The organism is Bacillus sp. Hm123 (assembly GCF_051842975.2).
Taxonomy (GTDB): domain Bacteria; phylum Bacillota; class Bacilli; order Bacillales; family Domibacillaceae; genus Bacillus_CE.
Genome location: NZ_CM200277.1, coordinates 865,830 through 885,000, shown reverse-complemented (window position 1 = coordinate 885,000; position 19,171 = coordinate 865,830). Strand labels below are relative to the sequence as shown.

Sequence of the window (19,171 nt, the reverse complement as noted above, 5' to 3'; positions counted from 1 at the left end):
TATTGAACCTCTGGATGGTCTAAAAGCTCTTGAATCGTCCAAGACTCTTTTTCCTTAATAACTGATAATAAATGTGCCGCTCCACTTTCCGCCCGAGAATAGATTAAAAACTCACTAGCTAAAAATAGTAACTCTAACCGTTTTTGCAAATTTTCATCGCTCGTTAATAATTCTTCATAAAGCTTATAAATTTCTGGCTCTATTTGCTTTATTTGTTGCCAGACAGTTACTTCTGGATAAAAGCCATTTTCAATAACCGCTAGTCGTGCTAGATGGTGCAACGAATGCATGACGTGATTATAAGCATCTAAGTAATGACCATTCGCAAAGAACGCTTTTCCGTCTGTATATCTTCTGATCAACCTTGAAAATTCAATAGCCATTTTCATTTGCCGTCCATAAAACGGGAATTCTCGCATTTCTTTTTTCAATTCATGCACAAAATCATTTCGATCAAATAAAATTTTTCCGTGATACAACCATTCGATCACCTTACGATTGTTTCCTAAAAGAAGCCATTCATTCAGTTTCGCTTCAGTGATGGTAAATAATGCAGCTTTTTTTTCATTATATAAATAGTGCTTAATGAAAATGGGCTCTTCTGCTTCTTTGATAATGACTAATAAAACAGCATCAAAGTTTTCGGTAAAAATACTAGCCTTTTCTCTTTTCTCAACAGCAATAACGCCAAGAGTATTTTGTTGGCTTGTTCGTTCTTGATAAAGCGGACGAAGGATGTCCTCCATAACTAATTCCTCCAAACCAAAGTTTGTTCTGTCCCCATAATTTCGACAAAAAAATAAAAAACTCCTTCAATAAATTTTGAGCCTATTGAAAGAGCTTTTCAACTATTCCAAAAGATCGATATTATGTTATAGTCTATTGTTAGGAGGTTTAATTATAATGGCCAAAAATTATTCAAGCAAAATTAACCGTATCCGTACCTTTGCTCTTAGTTTGATTTTCATTGGATTTATTATAATGTATGTAGGAATTTTCTTTAGACAATCTCCATTTATCATGACGTTGTTTATGTTGCTCGGTCTATTATGTATTATCGCTAGTACAGTCGTCTATTTCTGGATCGGGATGTTGTCGACAAAAGCAGTACAAGTCATGTGTCCAAGTTGCGGAAAGCCAACGAAAGTGCTCGGTCGAGTCGACATGTGCATGTATTGTAAAGAACCACTAACACTAGATCAAAGCCTTGAAGGTAAAGAGTTTGATGAAAAATATAATCAAAAAAAATAAAAGAGTTGTTCGTTATACGAACAATTCTTTTTAATGAATATCTGTTTTTTTCGTACAGTCCGGACAAGTTCCGTACACTTCCATTCGATGATGGCTAACTTTAAATCCGGTGACATGCGATGCTAGTTGTTCTACTTCATCTAAACCCGGATAGTGGAAATCAACAATCTTTCCGCAGTCTTCACAGATGGCATGATAATGATCCGTCGTTATAAAATCAAAACGGCTTGATGCATCACCGTAAGTCAGTTCCTTCACTAAGCCAACTTCACGAAACACTCGTAAATTATTGTACACTGTGGCAACGCTCATGTTGGGGAACCTTCCTTCAAGCGCTTTATAAATATCATCTGCGGTCGGGTGAGTCATAGATTGAGTTAAATATTCAAGTATCGCATGACGTTGAGGCGTAATTCGAACCCCAGTTTCCTTTAACGTATCCAATGCTTCTTTTAAATGATCATGATCATGTTCATGGGACACAGTCATGCACCTCTTTTCTTTCTAAAAAGTATTATTATATTGTAATCTTTATAAATAGTGTACTAATTTCCTGCATCATTTGTCAATATAGAAAACGGTTATCAGCCGCTAGACCCCATCTTATTTAAGAAAAGCCTGAAAAGATAATCCTCTTTTCAGGCTTTCTTCATGATTCAATACCCACGCATGATTTCCACTTTATTTTTATAAGTATCATATCCTTGTAAATATTGATCTAAATTGTGTTCGAAAATCTCAAATACCCGCGGCAAGTATTGCGGTGTGATACTGGAAATATGGGGCGTAACCGTAGTTTTTTCATGTCCCCAACAACTGTGATTCTCCGGCAAAGGTTCTTCGACAAACACATCAAGATACGCGTGAGCGATTTCTTCTTCATTTAACGCCTCGATTAACACTTGTTCTTCCAACAAATCTCCTCGGCCGATATTAATGAAGGCAGCTGTTTTTTTCATCGCTTGAAAATGCTCTTTTTTCAAGAGATGTTTCGTCTCATTCGTACTAGGCAAGATCGACACAACAAAATCCGCTTCAGGCAACACCGTTAACAACTCATCCATTTGATAAACACCTGAAAAATGTTCAACTGCTCGCCCACTGCGATTGATCCCAATCGTCTTCATCCGAAAAGCAGTTGCTAGGCGAGCGATCTCACTTCCAATAGCGCCCGTACCTAATACTAACAACGTTTGCCCTGCTAGCTCACCAATAGGTAGACGTTTATTCCAAGTCGCTTCATCTTGAAGTTTCCGAAGTTCTGGAAAGCGTTTGACGTGATTAAGCAGATAGCCGAGGGTAAACTCCGCCATTGGGATTTTATGTACACCTCTCGCATTGGTTACTAATATCCCTTTTTCTTTTATTGCTTGCAATGGCATTTTTTCTAAACCAGCAGACGCCACCATCACCCATTTTAATTGCGTGCATTCTTCAATATGCTGTGGAGTTAAATCCTCACCAAACGTAACGATAATTTCTGCATCCGTTAATTGCTCTGCTTCTGCGATCGTTTTATAAAAAACGAAGTCAACGGTTGGGTATTTTTCAATTAATTGTGCTTGTAAGCTTCGTGGCGGCCGAAAGGTAAAGACTGTTTTCATTATTTCAACTCATCTCGAATAAATTGAAGTGCTTCTTCTACATGCCCTTTAACCTTTACTTTTCTCCACTCTTTCACGAGCTTACCTTCTGCATCAATGACGAAAGTGGAACGCTCGATCCCCATGTATTCTTTGCCGAAGTTCTTTTTTAATTTCCATACATCATACAGTTCACACACTTTGTGCTCATCATCCGCTAGCAGCAAGAAAGGTAAATCATATTTATCAATAAATTTTTGATGACGCTCTACTGGGTCTATGCTAATACCTAGAATGACTGTATTTACATCGCTAAAGCTTGCATGTTGATCGCGAAAATCACACGCTTGCGTCGTACAGCCCGGTGTCATATCTTTCGGGTAAAAATATAAAACAATATTCTTTCCTTTGTAATCAGATAACTTCACTTCTGCGCCATTATTCGCTAATAGCGTAAAATCAGGTGCCATTTCTCCTACAGTTACTGTCATAACCATCTTCCCCCTTAGCTAAAAATAAATTCAACTTTAGGGTAACGGATCAGTTAGGAGATAGCAAATATATTTACGTTTCTTTTTCTAACATCGTCCGGACAACAAAGGCGGTAGGAATCGTATAGCCTGTCCATGCTTCCAACAGAGCCACCCAGCGCCCTATTCCTTCTGGAACGATATCACCGTATCCAACAGAAAACAACGTAATTCCGCTAAAGTATAAGGAAGTAAAAAAACGATCCCAAAATGGCAACCACTGAAGATCCACTCCTGCCCACACGACATGCCCATTCATATTCAAAATCATATAAATAAGAGCAAAACCAATCATAAGCGTTAAATATAGGAGGCCAAAGTAAACAAAATAGTAGAGGGAAAGATAGCGATGTTGAGGTTGTCCTTGTACAAAAAGCCCCCTTACACTCACCCCTACACATAATACGACCGCACTGAAAATCATAGCAGTCATCCCCACATCTCCTTTTCGCCGTCTTTCCTTCCACTATACGCAGCCGCACGATGTTTTATGAATTGATTAAACAAGAAGGCAGGTCTAAAATGGAAAGGAAGTGAAAACATAAGGAGGTATTCAAATGAATTTTTCCAAATCGGAACAATTACATAAAGAAGCGCTAGAACATATTGTAGGTGGAGTGAACAGCCCTTCCCGTTCCTATAAAGCAGTGGGCGGCGGCTCACCTGTCGCGATGGAAAAAGGACAAGGGGCTTATTTTTGGGATGTTGACGGCAATAAATATATCGATTATCTTGCCGCTTACGGACCGATCATTACAGGACATGCTCATCCTCATATTACTGAAGCGATCAAAAAAGCAGCAGAAAATGGCGTATTATTCGGAACACCAACACCATACGAAGTGACATTTGCTAACATGATTAAGGAAGCAATGCCTGCGATGGAAAAAGTCCGCTTCGTCAACAGTGGAACCGAGGCAGTGATGACAACAATTCGTGTCGCACGCGCCTATACAGGCCGAGATAAAATTATTAAGTTCGCTGGCTGTTATCATGGCCATTCTGATTTAGTGCTAGTGGCAGCAGGGTCTGGTCCTTCAACATTAGGCACACCAGATTCAGCGGGCGTACCGAAAAGCATTGCTCAAGAAGTGATTACCGTGCCTTTCAACGAAATCGAACCATTAAAAGAAGCGCTCGCTAAGTGGGGCGATCAAATTGCCGCTGTTTTAATCGAGCCCATTGTCGGCAACTTTGGGATCGTTGAACCGAAAGAAGGTTTCTTACAGCAAGTAAAAGAATTAACTCATGAAGCTGGGGCTCTTCTCGTTTTTGATGAAGTTATTACAGGCTTCCGCTTCACTTATGGCGGCGCCCAAGATCTATTGGACATTTATCCAGACTTAACCGCCATCGGAAAAATTATCGGCGGCGGCATGCCAATCGGTGCTTACGGCGGTCGCGTTGATATTATGGAAAAGGTCGCTCCACTAGGCCCAGCTTATCAGGCTGGAACGATGGCTGGAAATCCAGCATCTATGCTAGCGGGAATCGCCTGCCTTGAAGTGTTGAAAAAAGAAGGCGTCTACAAAGAACTAGATCGATTAGGCGCAATGCTTGAAGAAGGCATTTTAGCAGCTGCGAAAAAATATAATACACCGATCACGATCAACCGCTTAAAAGGCGCATTGACGATCTATTTCACAACAGAAACGGTCGTCAATTACGAGCAAGCGGAAGCAACTGACGGTGAAATGTTCGGCCGCTTCTTCAAATTGATGCTGAGCCAAGGCGTTCATTTAGCCCCTTCTAAATACGAAGCTTGGTTCTTAACGACGGAACATACAGAAGAAGACATTGAAACGACACTAAAAGCAGTCGATTACGCTTTTTCTCAACTATGATTGTTTCAACAAGCAGCAGACGACCGTTTGCTGCTTGTTGTTTTTACCTCCTTCATTTCGCTTAAATCTCCCATTTTGAATAAGAAAAATAGAAATCTTTGTTTATTCCTTGCTATTGGGTTCGGTCCATTGTATAGTACATAATTGGCTTCCTATTTAACGATTCTACTAGCCGTTTAGGAAGGAAACCACATTTCATTAACGAAAGGAATTACTCAATATATGAAGCTAGGTGCGCGAATTTTCAAAACGGGCATTGCCATTGTACTTGCTCTGTTTGCTTCAAGTTTGTTAGACCTTCCTTCTCCAGTGTTTGCCGGGATCGCAGCTGTCTTTGCCATCCAGCCTACTATCTATCGTTCGTACCTAACCGTTATTGAACAGATGCAAGCAAACATCATTGGAGCTGTTGTTGCCATTTCCTTTGTTCTCTTATTAGGTAATCACTTCTTAATCGTTGGAATTGCAGCGATTGTGGCGATTAGTTTAATTTTGAAGATGCGTTTAGAAAATACGATCGGATTAGCCTTAGTGACGCTAATCGCTATTATGGAAGTCCAAGATGAGCAATTTATTCAGTTTGCTTCCATTCGTTTCTTGACGATTATGATTGGAGTACTTTCTGCTTTTATCGTCAATTTAATCTTTTTACCTCCAAAGTATGAAACGAAATTATTTATGCAAATTAATCAAGTAACCGAAGATACATTGAAGTGGATTCGCTTAAGTATGCGAAATGGTGCGGAATATCATTTACTGAAAAAAGATATTAGTAAAATTCGCGAGCGACTCATTAAAATTGACAATCTCTATTTGTTATATAAAGAAGACCGCGGTACGTTGAAAAAAAATATCACCGCTAAAAAGCGAAAAATGGTACTCTACCGCAAGATGATCTCTTCTACTCGAAGAAGCTTTGATATTTTGCGACGAATGAATCAGTTTGAAAATGAAATTTATCATTTAAAGCCTGATGTACAAAAGATGATGCGAGACCATCTTGATTATTTAATGAGCTACCACGAGCATTTATTATTACGTTACATTGGGAAAGCTAAACAGACAACGGATACAGAGGATATATTCGAGTTATGCATTAATCGAGAAGAGTTTTTGACCCTGTTTGCTAATGAACTAAAAGCCGCTCCATCAGAAGAAGTGAACACATCGATCCATATGCTTCACGTACTCTCCTCTATCCTTGAGTATGGAGAAAACTTAGAACACCTCGATCATCTAATTTCAAGCTATAATAAATTTCATCAAGACGATGAAGAACCACCTGAGCTTGAAGAAGAAGCGTAAAAGCCAGCCGGACAATTCCGACTGGCTTCTTTATGTTTATCGACAAAATTATACAATTATCGGGGAGTGACAGGCACCTGATACAAACTATAATACCTTCCTTGTTTGTTCATGAGTTGTTCGTGGGTGCCGCTTTCGATGATTTGGCCGTTTTCGATCAGGACAATTCGATCAGCGTGAGTAATCGTTGAAAGTCGATGAGCTACGATAAAAGTCGTTCTGTCTTTCGAAAGCTTCTCCATCGCTTCTTGGATTAAGTGCTCGCTTTCTAAGTCGAGAGCAGATGTCGCTTCATCGAGTATAATGATTGGCGGGTTTTTCAAAAATACGCGAGCAATTGCAATCCGTTGCTTCTGCCCTCCCGACAGCTTCACTCCTCTCTCCCCTACTCTCGTATCATATCCTTCAGGCAAATTCATAATGAAATCATGGGCATTAGCTGCTTTAGCGGCCGCGATGATCTCATCCTCTGTCGCCTCAGGCTTCGCTAACAAAATATTCGTTCGAACCGATTCACTGAATAAAATATTATCCTGCAGCACAATTCCGATATTGTCTCGCAAGCTTCGTACTTTAAAATCGCGAATATCGGTACCATCGAGTAAAATTCGTCCTGCTGTTACATCGTAAAATCGTGGAATTAAACTCACTAATGAAGACTTTCCTCCACCACTCATTCCGACAAAGGCAACTGTTTCCCCTGCTTTCACATCAAGTTGAATTTGATGAAGTACATCCTTCTCACCTTCATCATACGCAAAATCTACATCTTCAAATACGATATGTCCCTTTACACCTTCACATTTGATTGCACCCTCTTTATCTTTAATGTCATACGTTTCATCTAGAAGGTCAAACACTCGATCCATCGAAGCGATCGCTTGCGTCATCGTCGTTGAGGAGTTCACTAATCGCCGAAGTGGATTATACAGCTTATCAATATAGGCGATAAAAGCCGCCATCGTCCCCACCGTCAAGTTCCCATGGATCACTTGATAGCCTGCATAACCAATTACAAGTAGCGGTGCAATATCAGTAATCGTATTCACAACAGCAAACGCCTTCGCATTCCATCTAGTCTGATCTAAAGCTTTCTCTAAAAAATGGTGATTATGCTTTTGAAATTGTGTTTGCTCATAATCTTCAATTGCGAAACTTTTAATGACTGACATTCCTTGCACCCGTTCATGCAAATAACTTTGTACCCCAGCAAGCGCTTGGGAACGCACTCTCGTTAGCTGACGTAAATTACCGAAAAAATATCGAACAGAAAAAGCATAAAAAGGAAAGACCAATAGCGCCACAACGGTTAACTTCACATCCATCGTCAACATAATCATAATCGCAATGACAATCGTTGCCGCATCAAGCCAAACATTCATCAGCCCAGTAATGACAAAGTTCTTCGTTTGTTCCACATCATTAATTACACGTGAAATGACCTCTCCAGACTGCGTATTGGAATAATACTTAAAGCTTAACTGTTGAATATGCGAAAACAATCGATCACGAATATCGTACAATATTTTACTGCTCGTCCATTGAGCAAAATATTGTCGATAATATTCAATCGGTGGACGAAGAAACGTAAAGACTACTAACATCGAGCCGATGATGATCAACAGCTGCTCTTGCTTCTCGGCAGCTGTCATTCCATCACCACTAATCACATCGTCAATGATATACTTAATCAAGATAGGAATCATTAACGGCAACGCAAATTTAATAACTCCTATTACAAGCGTTCCAACAATTTGCCAACTATAAGGCCGCACAAATTGCATATATCGTCTCATCACACCCATATACATCCCCCACTCTCAAAATAACCCTAAATTGACAAAAACTATAATCTCATATAAAAAAGAAAAAAACCTGTTGAATGTTCAACAGGCACCTGTTCTTTCACCAGCGAGTGATCAACCTTGGTAGCTTAAATATTTCGCATACCACTTATCGATAAACTCCTGAGAAAACGGTCCTTTTTGCTGATGGATTAAATAAATTAAATGATCGATGTTACGCTTTAATATTTTATCAATCACATCTGGATAATTCATTTGCTTGCTATGCTGCTTATATTCATCTTCATCGAGTAAAATATAAGACCGATCTGGAAACACCTTAATATCGAGGTCGTAATCAATATACTTCAGTGCTTCATGGTCATACACAAAAGGGGAACTAATATTACAATAGTAATAAATTCCATCCGTTCTCAACATGCCAATGATATTAAACCACTGCCGAGCGTGAAAATAGCAAATAGCTGGTTCTCTCGTTACCCACGTACGACCATCTGATTCCGTTACAATCGTATGGTCATTGCCCCCAATTACAAGGTTGTTGTTCGCTTTTAAGACAATGGTCTCTTCCCAAACACGATGAATATTTCCGTCATGCTTGTAACTATGTATTTGGATGGATTCACCTTCTCTGGGAATCGCCATGATTTTCCCCTACTTTCATTTAAAGCACTTTGACTTTACTTTTTCCTTAATTTATTTAAATCAAACGTTCTGTATTCCACTATTATAACGATTTACGCTCAAAATGAAAACTAAAGTGATACTTTAATCAAAGAAAAAGACTGTCATCCGTTGACTCGGAGACAGCCTTTTTCCTTAGTTTGTCGATTTTTAAAGTAGGCTCCTTACTTGTTTTGAGGAGCTTGCTTTTTACGAGCTTCCGCTTGAGCGTTTTGTTGCTTTACATGCTGAACATCTGTTTCAGCACCAAACTCTGTACCGAAAGCATTTGGGTTTTGTCCCGCAGCAGAAGCAGCGTTTTGTTGCTTCACATGGTTCGCATTTGTGTTTGCCGCTGATTTTTGTTTGTAGTTCGGTTGATTTTTCATCCCTTTTCACCTCCACAAAGATTAATTTGTCCCGGAAGGAAAAGAAATATCCCTAAAAATTTTTTTATTTTTTATACAAGCAATGAACGTCCACCGTCGACAATAATCGTTTGCCCGCGAATCATGTAGGCACCTTCAGAAATTAGAAACATAACCGTATGAACGATATCTTCAATATGGACAATTCGACCAGCTGGAGTATTAATTCTGGCATCTTCTAAAATCTCTTCCCGGTTTGGAAAGTGCTTTAACGCATCCGTATCAATTGCTCCGCCAGACACCGCATTAACAACGATATTCTTCTCAGCCAGCTCGACCGATAAATATCTAGTTAACGCTTCAACCGCCGCTTTTGATACACCCACCGCTGTATAATTTTTTAAATAGCGAATCGCTCCAAGTGAACTAATGCTCACGATGCTTCCACCGCCATTTTCATCCATTAGCTTAGCGGCTTCTTGCGCGCAAAACAATAACGCTTTACTATTAATATCCATCGTCCAATCCCAATGCTTTTCTTCAAGCTCCATAATTGGACGTTGAACGCCTGAAGCGGCATTATTAATAAACACATCAAGTCGGCCAAATGTTTGCTTGACTTCAGCAAACATTTCCCTCACTTTTTCGATATCCCCAACGTTAGCTTTCACGACGAGAACCTCTCGCCCTAACGCTTTAATTTCTTCTGCCGTTTCAAGTGCTGCTGTTTTACTGCGTGCATAGTTAATGACTAAATTATATCCTTGCTTCGCTAACTCTAGGGCAATCGCCTTGCCGACACCGCGGCTACTCCCTGTCACAAGTGCTACTTTTTGCTCCATGTTCATTCCCCTTTCATTTCTCTTCTACATTTTACTTTCTCTTTGAATAGTCGACAACTCACATGAGAACTTTAAATAGAAAGGGGGGTTTTTCATGTATGTTGGTCGTGATTTAACCGAATTATCAACCATGTCGATCAAAGACTGGAAAAAATCCGAACTTGCTTATTTTCATCGATCCTTTCAGCAAATCGTTCCTTATTTAAACGTAGAAGGACAAACCGTTCATCAGGATATTGTCGAAGAAATTATGAACCGTGGCGATTCGAAAAGGCAGGAAGCGGATTACACTAACGACACAGAAATCCCTTTTGATTTAGGGGGAAGCTAAAGGTACTATTTAACTTCCTCTTGTGCTTTTTTCCAAATTTTTTGATGGGAGACAGAGAAGGCGAAACGCTCTACTTCTCCCTTTTTCACCCATTGACTCTTTTCTTTAGTGACGGATGATTTTTGGACCTTTCCGTAATACACATCGATATCCCATGTTAAATGAGAAAAAACATGCTGGATTTTCGCAATTGATTCTGCTTGCAGCTCGACATCTATGCCATATTCTTGACAGAAAAATAACTCAAGCTCCATTTTCGGATTTCCGGCTCCACTTAACTCGACATTCGGAAACTCCCATAAATTTGCGAGCAAACCCGTTTCAGGGCGCTTTTGAATGAGAACATCTCCTTCGTCTGTTGCAATCACAGCCGCTCCTAAATGGACGTGCCTCATGTTTTTCTTTTTTGTCTTCACCGGTAGCTCTTGCTGCACTCCTTCGTGAAACGCGTGGCAATGATCGCGTACAGGACAAAGAAGACAAGAAGGTGAAGTCGGGGTACAAATTAACGCACCAAGTTCCATTAAAGCTTGATTAAATGAAGAGGGATCTTCTTTAGAAATTAACTGCCGTACCGCTTCTTCAAATATCTTTCTCGAGGAAGCTTTCGCAATATCGTCCCAAATCGATAAAATACGCGAGATCACCCTCATCACATTTCCATCGACAGCAGGTTCTGGCACACCGTAAGCAATGCTTAAAATCGCGCCACTAGTGTAAGGACCTACTCCTTTTAACGAAGAAATTTCTTCTTTCGTATTCGGCACTTTCCCGCTATATTGCTCTTTGACTTCACGCACCGCTGTTTGCAAATTACGCACACGCGAATAATAGCCGAGTCCTTCCCACGCTTTTAACACCGCTTCTTCTTCCGCATCAGCCAAAGCCTCAATCGTTGGAAATTTGTCAACAAAGTTATTAAAGTAAGGAATTACTGTATCAACTCGTGTTTGCTGAAGCATAATTTCTGACACCCATACTTTGTAAGGGTCTTGATCTTTCCTCCACGGCAACTCTCTTTTTTCCGCTTGATACCACGAGATTAAATCGTGTTGAAATTGCTCAATATTTATATTTGCTAATGATTTTAATGATGGAAAATTCACAATTAACCTCCGAAAATGTTAAAATAAAGACAAGAAAGATACCATGTTGTTTGCATCCTACTTATAAGGAGGTACCTTGTTTGGATACTGGAACTCATATTGTCATGGGGGTTGCCTTAGGAGGCTTGTCTACTCTTGATCCTGTCGTTGCTGTTGATCCAACCACAAAATACGCCGTATTAACAGCTGTCATTATCGGCTCGCAAGCCCCTGACATAGATACCATATTAAAGCTTAGAAATAACGCTGTCTACATTCGAAATCACCGAGGAGCGACTCACTCCATTCCAGCTGTGCTTCTATGGCCAGCTCTAATTGTAGCCGTACTTTCCTTCTTTATGCCAGAAAGCAACTTGTTGCATTTATGGCTATGGACACAATTAGCCGTTTTTCTGCACGTCTTTGTCGATATTTTTAATGCTTATGGCACCCAAGCATTAAGGCCCTTTTCATCTAAATGGCTCGCTCTAGGCGTGATTAATACATTTGATCCTTTTATTTTTTCCGTCCATGTCGTTGGACTCGTTCTTTGGGCGATTGGGTTCCACCCGGGATACACGTTTATCACGATCTATCTCGTGTTGATCGGATACTATATATTACGCTTTCAAATGCAAGGAGCCGTGCGAAATGCTGTACAACGATTAATTCCCGATGCAGAAGAAGTGATTATCGCCCCAACGATTCGCTTTAACCTTTGGAGAATTGCCGTGAAAACACCGACTCACTTTTATGTTGCTAGAGGCTACCGCCGCTCCGTTACGATTCTCGATAAATATAAACGAGTGCCCATACCAGATAGCCCACTTTTTCAAGCAGCAAAGCAAGACCCGAACTTGGATGCATTTCTCCATTTCTCCCCAGTCTATCGCTGGGAAGTCGCTGAATATGACGACTGCTACGAGGTTAAATTTATCGACCTTCGTTACCGAAACAACGGCTACTATCCATTCGTCGCTGTCGTTCAGCTTGATTCCGACTATCAAATTGTCGGTTCCTACACTGGCTGGATTTTCAGTGAAGAAAAACTGAGAAAAAAATTAGAATTTGTTCCTGAATCGAGTTAAAGAGAGCCTGCGCAGAAACTGTGCGGGCTTTTTTGCTGATTCGTGCTCGGCTTTTACTGACTTTTCTATACTTTTTGTGGAATCACTAAGTGGATTTACTGAATCATGTGCGGTTTTTACTGAGTCTCACAAATAGCAAAAAACCTGCCGCAGCAGGTTTTTAATGTTTCACATCATGCTCATCATTGAGTAGATGTTTGTATTTGTCATAGCGGCCGGCAAATTCGTGAAGACGGCTGCCGTAGTTTTCGATCCACTGGCGGACGACCTTCTCGGTCATTTCTTTTCCTTGATAATCATGACCAGCCTTAGCGTAGGTAACTTCGAAATCTTCCCAAAGCAACTCGACCCACGTTCTCGCTCGGGCACGAGATAAACGATCGTTTTTATCGAGTAACATCGTCGTCAATCTTTCAAATATTTCTTCCATTGCTTTCACCTCAATTTTCTAATCGTTCTGTTTCTTTCAGCATTGAGATCGGTAACCCTTCTTCTTTCCCGTTTCCACCTAAACGATACCCCCAAGCGAAAACACCATTCATGTAATCAATTTTGAAATAGCTTCCTGGGTCTCCGATAATTTCATACATTTCTCCTGGTTTAAAATCGGCTGGATTCATTAAATATGCTTGGGCCATGACCGCTTTTCTCTCAAGAACAGCAAATTCATTGACGATCCCTAACTGTTCCGCTTTTCTTGCTTTTTCTTTTAAACGTGAAATTTCTTGCTTTAACTCGAATCCTGTCATCTCACTGTAACGTTTTTCTGCTTCCACTAGTTGCAACCCCTTTTTTCCTTAAGTATATTAAAAGAACAAGATATTTGAAAGGATGAAACCATTGAAAAATTGTGTAATTACTGGCGGCGGCTCTGGACTTGGCAAAGAATTAGCACGCATTTATAGCCAAAAAGGGTATCACGTTCATATTATTGGCCGCTATGCGGAAAAATTAGCAGCAGTCAAACAAGAAATAGAATCGACAGGTGGACTAGCTTCTGTATATCAGCTAGATTTACGCAATTCAGCAGAAATCGACCGTTTAGCACAACATTTCCAGACGAGTGCGAAAACAGTCGAATTCCTCATTAATAATGCCGGCATCGGAATATTTGGACCTTTTGAAGAAATTGATCCCGATGATCTCGAAACGACTTTTGAGACAAATGTGTACGCCCCGATTATGATGACGAAAGCTTTTTTACCGTTAATGAGTGAAAATGGCCGAGTAATCAATATTATTTCAACAGCCGGTCTACGCGGAAAGAAAAATGAAGCGATTTACAGTGCCAGTAAATTTGCGTTGCGTGGATTCACCGAAAGTATGCAGCAAGAATTTGCAGACAGCAGTATCAAATTTGTGGCTGCTTATATGGGTGGCATGAACACACCGTTTTGGGAGCACTCCACTCATATTACAGATGCATCCCGTCTAAAAAAGGCCGCCGAAGTCGCACAGAAAATTGTCGTAGAAGCAGCAGAAAAAACCGAAATCATGATCGAATCTAATTAATCTTGTTCGAGCCGCTCCATCGCCTTTTCAATGTCACTAATGGAAAAGCCCTTCCGATAAAGCGACTGCTTCATCTTTTGTTTATACTCACCGCCCGTGTATTTACTATACTTGCGGTGAGCTTTTTCTACTTGATACATTAACGCTTCCTGCTGCTCTTCATCCTCGCTCGCCTGCTCAGTAACTACCGCCTCTTGAATAACATCCCAGCCATAACCTTTTCTCATTAAAACTTGTTCTATTTTCTGCTTTTGAATAACGAATGACTCTTTTCTATATTTTTTTCGATACTTCTCAGCGAGAGCCGCCGCTTTTTCAAGTTGCCTACTGAAATCAAACGATGAAAGCACCTCCTCTATCCACTTTTCTTGTATCCCCTTCTCCTTTAGCTCCCGCCGGATCACGATTGGGCCTTTATCGGTCGTATTCATTTGTGTGTTCACGTACGCTTTAGCAAATTGAGCATCGTCTAAATAACTAAGTCGATGGAGTGAACGGATCACTTCTTCAATTGCTTCAGGCTCGATCTCTTTTTTCTGTAAGTAATCGCGCACCTCCCTCTCTGATCTCATCCGAATCGATAAAAAGTGAATCGCTGTATTTAGTCCTTTTTGAATGCCATCTTGGTGAGCAATCGTATCGATCTCATCCTTACTTAATTCCATCCCTTTTTTCAACTGAAAGCGAATCAATACCGCTTCATCCACACTGAAGGCGTACTCTTCATTTAAAAAAATATTGTAGCGATCCTTTCGCTTTTCCTGTTGGGATATTTTCGTAATAATAGCCATATAATCACCTCTCTCTTCACTTTAACACATTGAAAATGTTTGATAAGACGGCGAACAGGTAAAATAGAAAGAAAATAAGGGGAGGAATACCATGAAGGTAGCAATTGCTGGAGGGACTGGGTTTGTCGGCAAAGCATTAACAGCCGAACTATTAAAAAATGGCTATGATGTCTATATCTTAACACGGAATACGAACGGAAAAACAAACACAGAGCATAAAAAATACGTTAAATGGATGACCGCTGATGCAACACCAGAACATGACCTTCAAGACGTCAAAGTGTTCATTAACCTAGCAGGTGAGTCATTAAATAGCGGACGGTGGACGAAGGAAAGAAAGCAGCGAATTTTGGATAGCCGGATTTCTTCCACGACAGAAATGATCCGGATTATGAAGCAGCTTCCAAATAAGCCAGATGTATTTGTCAATGCCAGTGCAACTGGCTATTACCCTATTTCAAACACCGAAACATTTACAGAAGCATCGAAAACTGTCGGCATCGGCTTTCTCGCCCATACCGTGAAGCTCTGGGAAGAGACCGCTCAACAAGCAGAAGAGATCGGAGTTCGTACCGTCCTCACTCGCTTTGGTGTCATCCTTGGAAAAGCAGATGGCGCTCTTCCTCGCATGGCTTTGCCTTATCAGCTATTCGCCGGAGGAAAAATCGGATCAGGTCAGCAATGGATGTCATGGATTCATCTTACCGATGTGGCCAGAGCGATTTTATTTGCCATCGAAAACCAAGATATTCACGGCCCCGTCAATGTTACTGCTCCAACACCAAAAACAATGGATCAGCTAGGAAAAGCACTCGCCAAAACGCTTCATCGACCACATTGGCTATTCGTTCCAAGCATCGCTTTGAAAATTATCCTTGGTGAAATGAGCACACTCGTCCTAGATGGACAAAAAGTTCTTCCAGAAAAATTACTTGCTCATCAGTTTACGTTTCGATTTCCTGATATCGATGCCGCATTTAAAGATATTTACACAAAAAAGGGCTGACTTTGATGTCAGCCCCTAACCTATACCTTTTCCCAACGTACAAATAATTCTAATCCACTCAAGAACAGCGATTCGGAAAACTATGATTTAAAACCTATTCATTCAAAGTTGAGTAATCAACTCTTCATTTTTTATCGCAAGTTCTTCATTTATTAACTCTACATAACAATCAAAATCAGGGTTTTCCTCTTCTAGCATTTTCAATATATACTTTCCAATTATTTCTTCCGCTTGCTTGATATCTATACTTTGTCCATTTTCAAACGTATTTTCTCGTTTTCCATTCATAATGGTCTTTTTCGCTTTATTTAGCCAAGGATACATCGTATGTACGACCGAACTATTAGATAAAAAGTCGCTCGCTGTATTTCCACCCAATAAAGTGATTTGCTCTGAAATTTCATTGCTATTTAACCAATTAAAAAATTCGATACTTTCATTTAAGTTAGTTGTTTTTTGCGTTATCCCTAAAATACCTCCACCTAATAAAGGAGTATCTCCGGGTACATTTGCGATTCCAATAGAGTCTTTAATATTACTTTGAGAGACAACAGATAAGTGGTTCATAAATCCTATTACCATTGCAGATTTTCCAGCTACAAAGGCTTTCACTTCTTCCCCCCACCAATTCGTGTCGACAACTTTAGAATTTCGATAATTTTCATATAATAATTTCATTGCAGCTTTTGCAATGTCCGTATCTAATTTTATTTCAGATTGATTAAGCAGGGTCCCTTTAAGAGAATAGTATCGAAGTAAATATTCTGCAGCGATGGTGCCTGCATTCCCCGTTATCATTGAAGCTCCATGGACTTCTTTTAATAAATCAAAATCACTTTCATTAAAAAACGTCAAGATTTCATTATACGTCTCAAAATTCGTCGGCATCTTCAATTCTGTTTTCGTTTTCTCAAAATATTTCCTTTTTACAATTTCGTCCCCAAATATATCCTTGCGATAGAATAACATCTGGATACTTATATCAAATGGTAGAGCATAGGTTACGTCATTAATATTGGCATAATAATCTTTTAAGAAATACGGTAAATTATCTAATACGTGATCTAGCTTTTTATCTAAGCCTTGTAATTGTTTAAAGATCTTTTGACCGTACCAAGATAGCCCTACAACATCTAAACGTATAATATCATAGCTCTTCCATTTATCATCATCTTTAATAATATCAAATATTTCATTCGTCTTTTTTATATCTAAGTTGACACGAATATTAGTGTTCTTTTCAAAGTGCGGAATAATTTTCATTAATGCTTTAGTCGTTGGTGATTCGATTGTTAGCATGTTAATTTGCGAATCATATTTCTGGAAGTTAACACCTTTGTCTAAAAACCCAATATTTTGATATATTTTTGAATGGCTTTTATCTTTTAAATTAATATTAAGAATGATTTTCTTAATAACGTTTTCTCCTACATATCCATAATCTTGAAAATAGTAAAGAATTTCATTGCTATATGTATTTTTAAAAGGTGCCAAAGCGATTAATTTAGGTAAAGCTTTGGTTGATCCATAATGATAAGCCTTTACTAACTTAACTGCCTTCGAAACATTTGTAGTAATGATGCAATCAAAGGACGTATCTCGCACTAATTCGAAGGCATGTTCATACTCATGCGCCATATTCGACTGAGAGATTATTATATTTTTATGATTTACTTGATTCAAAAGGGTTGAAGTAAAGTCACTTTCATTTGAATATTTATCTTCATCTGTAAAAACACCAATCGTATTCACATTCAAATGATTGATATAATCCGCAACGTCCATACCTGCTCGCTTGAAATCAAACGAGATGAACTCTAAAGCGTTTTTCACATGACGATTTAAAAAAATAATGTCACTTTTATTAACGGGAAGTTGATCATAGTATTCATCAGCATTCTCTAAAGAGGAAACTGTAATAATGCCTGAAGGCCTTTCTTTAATGATTTCTTTAATGATTTCCAATTCTTTAATTGGATTGTCATATGTGCAATATAATTTAATTTGATAATCTCTGGAAGTTGCTTCTCTTAAGGCACTTTCATAAAATGCAGCATACTCACCGAAAGAAATCGTTGGTAAAATAATAATAATGGTTTGGCTTTTACCTGAGCGTAATAACTTAGCATTATTGTTGAGATTATATCCTAATTCTTCAGCAGTTTTCAGAACAAGTTCCATTTTTTTAGAACTTACATTCCCCTTACCATTTAACACATTTGAAACCGTTCCGTGCGATACACCAGCTGCTTTCGCAATATCTAATATCGTTACCATCTTTTCCACTCCTAAAAAACGAAAAGGTTGTCTTGATTTTAGCAAACATCACTGTTTTTTTGTAATATTTGATAAAAACATACATAAAATTAACAATTCCATCCTTTTAGAATATTTAATAGGTCACTGTAGGCTCCCTTATTAGAGAGTACCCAATCTCCGCAATCTAAATAATGTAACTCACTACCATCAAAATGAGAAACTTTCAAACCTAACTCTTTGGCAAAAACAAGTTGGGCCGCTAAATCCCAAGGGCCGGCTTTTGATGTTGCAAAAGCCGCAAACTTACCATTGATGACATGAATGCTATCAATACCTCCACAACCAAAATAGCGAATATCAAAAGATTCCTTTGCTAACCTTCCAAAACATTCTTTTCCATACCATTCTCGAACATCAGCTGAAATAAGCCCTTCTCGTAATGAAATCTCTTCAGGTGGTAATAATTTTTGATCGTTTAAAAAAGCCCCTTTATTTTCAATTGCATAATATAAATCGTCATTCATGACATCAAATATATAACCTAACTTTCCAATATCACCTTCATAATAAGCAATCAAAATACAAAAATGGTCTTGTTGTTTTACAAAATTTGCTGTACCGTCAATTGGATCAATGACCCACACATGTTCCCTATCATCGCTTATCTTCAATTCTGGAGATTCTTCTCCGACAATCAAATGAGTCGGATATGCTTCGGTTATTTTTCGAATAAAAAAATCTTGAACTTTTTTGTCGATATTGGTCACTAGATCCTTACGATTTAACTTTGTTTCAATCGCTAAATCTTCAGATAAAGAACGTTTAATCATTGGAACTATTTCGTTTAACCATGCTACGATTCGTGAATGTACTTTTTGTAAGTCTTCCATGTTACCTCCTCTTTTCCC

At 39.2% G+C, this 19,171-nt stretch carries 22 protein-coding genes (1 of these 22 running past the window's edge); 7 read left to right on the top strand and 15 right to left on the bottom strand.

Annotated features, from left to right (window positions below; all coding sequences use genetic code 11):
• On the bottom strand, positions 1-746 hold the 5' portion of the coding sequence (locus ACSVDJ_RS04565) for a nucleotidyltransferase-like protein (protein ID WP_439171116.1). Its footprint begins 124 nt before the window's first position; only the first 746 of its 870 coding nucleotides appear in the window; it begins with the start codon at positions 744-746; its stop codon lies off the left edge, out of view.
• A 157-nt stretch (positions 747-903) separates the two neighbouring features.
• Here ACSVDJ_RS04565 and ACSVDJ_RS04560 point away from each other — a divergent pair, with 157 nt between their 5' ends.
• The gene (locus ACSVDJ_RS04560; RefSeq protein WP_439171115.1) at positions 904-1,251 is read left to right on the top strand and encodes a YgzB family protein; all 348 of its coding nucleotides are present in this window, start codon (positions 904-906) and stop codon (positions 1,249-1,251) included.
• A gap of 30 nt (positions 1,252-1,281) precedes the next feature.
• On the opposite strand, the gene perR is transcribed toward ACSVDJ_RS04560, so the two are convergent.
• The 4 genes from perR to ACSVDJ_RS04540 all read right to left on the bottom strand — a co-directional run bounded on the left by perR (position 1,282) and on the right by ACSVDJ_RS04540 (position 3,797).
• Positions 1,282-1,740 (bottom strand): peroxide-responsive transcriptional repressor PerR, encoded by a 459-nt coding sequence (gene perR / locus ACSVDJ_RS04555; protein ID WP_439171114.1) that lies wholly within the window; start codon positions 1,738-1,740, stop codon positions 1,282-1,284.
• Positions 1,741-1,907: 167 nt separating this feature from the next.
• Positions 1,908-2,855 (bottom strand): D-2-hydroxyacid dehydrogenase, encoded by a 948-nt coding sequence (locus tag ACSVDJ_RS04550; RefSeq protein WP_439171113.1) that lies wholly within the window; start codon positions 2,853-2,855, stop codon positions 1,908-1,910.
• On the bottom strand, positions 2,855-3,325 hold the full coding sequence (gene bcp / locus ACSVDJ_RS04545; RefSeq protein ID WP_439171112.1) for a thioredoxin-dependent thiol peroxidase: 471 nt from the start codon (positions 3,323-3,325) through the stop codon (positions 2,855-2,857). The genes ACSVDJ_RS04550 and bcp overlap by 1 nt, the downstream gene beginning before the upstream one ends.
• Before the next feature lie 73 nt (positions 3,326-3,398).
• Positions 3,399-3,797 carry an ion channel gene (locus ACSVDJ_RS04540; protein WP_439171111.1) on the bottom strand — a complete coding sequence of 133 codons (399 nt, stop codon included), beginning with the start codon at positions 3,795-3,797 and terminating at the stop codon, positions 3,399-3,401.
• 124 nt (positions 3,798-3,921) lie between these two features.
• Between ACSVDJ_RS04540 and ACSVDJ_RS04535 the strand changes: the two genes are divergently transcribed.
• Both ACSVDJ_RS04535 and ACSVDJ_RS04530 read left to right on the top strand, forming a co-directional pair.
• Positions 3,922-5,208, top strand: coding sequence for a glutamate-1-semialdehyde 2,1-aminomutase (locus ACSVDJ_RS04535; protein WP_439171110.1), 1,287 nt, complete (start codon positions 3,922-3,924; stop codon positions 5,206-5,208).
• Between the two features lie 222 nt (positions 5,209-5,430).
• Positions 5,431-6,513 (top strand): FUSC family protein, encoded by a 1,083-nt coding sequence (locus ACSVDJ_RS04530; protein WP_439171109.1) that lies wholly within the window; start codon positions 5,431-5,433, stop codon positions 6,511-6,513.
• A 56-nt stretch (positions 6,514-6,569) separates the two neighbouring features.
• On the opposite strand, the gene ACSVDJ_RS04525 is transcribed toward ACSVDJ_RS04530, so the two are convergent.
• The 4 genes from ACSVDJ_RS04525 to fabL all read right to left on the bottom strand — a co-directional run bounded on the left by ACSVDJ_RS04525 (position 6,570) and on the right by fabL (position 10,191).
• Positions 6,570-8,318, bottom strand: coding sequence for an ABC transporter ATP-binding protein (locus tag ACSVDJ_RS04525; RefSeq protein ID WP_439171108.1), 1,749 nt, complete (start codon positions 8,316-8,318; stop codon positions 6,570-6,572).
• A 114-nt stretch (positions 8,319-8,432) separates the two neighbouring features.
• Positions 8,433-8,963, bottom strand: a complete 531-nt coding sequence (gene ntdP / locus ACSVDJ_RS04520) for a nucleoside tri-diphosphate phosphatase (RefSeq protein WP_439171107.1) — start codon at positions 8,961-8,963, stop codon at positions 8,433-8,435.
• 203 nt (positions 8,964-9,166) lie between these two features.
• Positions 9,167-9,370, bottom strand: a complete 204-nt coding sequence (locus ACSVDJ_RS04515) for a gamma-type small acid-soluble spore protein (protein WP_439171106.1) — start codon at positions 9,368-9,370, stop codon at positions 9,167-9,169.
• 71 nt (positions 9,371-9,441) lie between these two features.
• Positions 9,442-10,191, bottom strand: a complete 750-nt coding sequence (gene fabL, locus ACSVDJ_RS04510) for an enoyl-[acyl-carrier-protein] reductase FabL (protein ID WP_095478956.1) — start codon at positions 10,189-10,191, stop codon at positions 9,442-9,444.
• A gap of 94 nt (positions 10,192-10,285) precedes the next feature.
• On the opposite strand from fabL, the gene yfhS reads away from it, so the two are divergent.
• A complete protein-coding gene (gene yfhS / locus ACSVDJ_RS04505) occupies positions 10,286-10,522 on the top strand; it encodes a mother cell protein YfhS (protein WP_439171105.1) in 237 nt (78 codons plus the stop codon).
• Between the two features lie 5 nt (positions 10,523-10,527).
• On the opposite strand, the gene mutY is transcribed toward yfhS, so the two are convergent.
• Positions 10,528-11,628, bottom strand: coding sequence for an A/G-specific adenine glycosylase (gene mutY / locus ACSVDJ_RS04500; protein ID WP_439171103.1), 1,101 nt, complete (start codon positions 11,626-11,628; stop codon positions 10,528-10,530).
• An 80-nt stretch (positions 11,629-11,708) separates the two neighbouring features.
• Here mutY and ACSVDJ_RS04495 point away from each other — a divergent pair, with 80 nt between their 5' ends.
• Positions 11,709-12,695, top strand: coding sequence for a metal-dependent hydrolase (locus ACSVDJ_RS04495; RefSeq protein WP_439171102.1), 987 nt, complete (start codon positions 11,709-11,711; stop codon positions 12,693-12,695).
• A 160-nt stretch (positions 12,696-12,855) separates the two neighbouring features.
• Here the strand turns inward: ACSVDJ_RS04495 and ACSVDJ_RS04490 are convergent, their stop codons facing one another.
• Together ACSVDJ_RS04490 and ACSVDJ_RS04485 are read right to left on the bottom strand one after the other, a co-directional pair.
• Entirely contained in the window at positions 12,856-13,125 is a 270-nt protein-coding gene (locus tag ACSVDJ_RS04490) for a YfhJ family protein (RefSeq protein WP_439171117.1), read from the bottom strand.
• Positions 13,126-13,135: 10 nt separating this feature from the next.
• Entirely contained in the window at positions 13,136-13,471 is a 336-nt protein-coding gene (locus ACSVDJ_RS04485; RefSeq protein WP_439171101.1) for a YfhH family protein, read from the bottom strand.
• A gap of 64 nt (positions 13,472-13,535) precedes the next feature.
• On the opposite strand from ACSVDJ_RS04485, the gene ACSVDJ_RS04480 reads away from it, so the two are divergent.
• Positions 13,536-14,207 carry an SDR family NAD(P)-dependent oxidoreductase gene (locus tag ACSVDJ_RS04480; RefSeq protein WP_439171100.1) on the top strand — a complete coding sequence of 224 codons (672 nt, stop codon included), beginning with the start codon at positions 13,536-13,538 and terminating at the stop codon, positions 14,205-14,207.
• Here ACSVDJ_RS04480 and recX read toward each other — a convergent pair.
• Positions 14,204-14,998, bottom strand: coding sequence for a recombination regulator RecX (recX, locus tag ACSVDJ_RS04475; RefSeq protein WP_439171099.1), 795 nt, complete (start codon positions 14,996-14,998; stop codon positions 14,204-14,206). The two genes, ACSVDJ_RS04480 and recX, sit on opposite strands and share 4 nt — an antisense overlap.
• A gap of 91 nt (positions 14,999-15,089) precedes the next feature.
• On the opposite strand from recX, the gene ACSVDJ_RS04470 reads away from it, so the two are divergent.
• Complete coding sequence (locus tag ACSVDJ_RS04470) at positions 15,090-16,004, top strand: TIGR01777 family oxidoreductase (protein ID WP_439171098.1); 915 nt, start codon at positions 15,090-15,092, stop codon at positions 16,002-16,004.
• A gap of 102 nt (positions 16,005-16,106) precedes the next feature.
• On the opposite strand, the gene ACSVDJ_RS04465 is transcribed toward ACSVDJ_RS04470, so the two are convergent.
• Together ACSVDJ_RS04465 and ACSVDJ_RS04460 are read right to left on the bottom strand one after the other, a co-directional pair.
• Positions 16,107-18,281: an extracellular solute-binding protein gene (locus ACSVDJ_RS04465; RefSeq protein ID WP_439171097.1), complete on the bottom strand. Its 2,175-nt coding sequence runs from the start codon at positions 18,279-18,281 to the stop codon at positions 16,107-16,109.
• 89 nt (positions 18,282-18,370) lie between these two features.
• Positions 18,371-19,153, bottom strand: a complete 783-nt coding sequence (locus tag ACSVDJ_RS04460; RefSeq protein ID WP_439171096.1) for an inositol monophosphatase family protein — start codon at positions 19,151-19,153, stop codon at positions 18,371-18,373.
• Between the last annotated feature and the right edge of the window lie 18 nt (positions 19,154-19,171).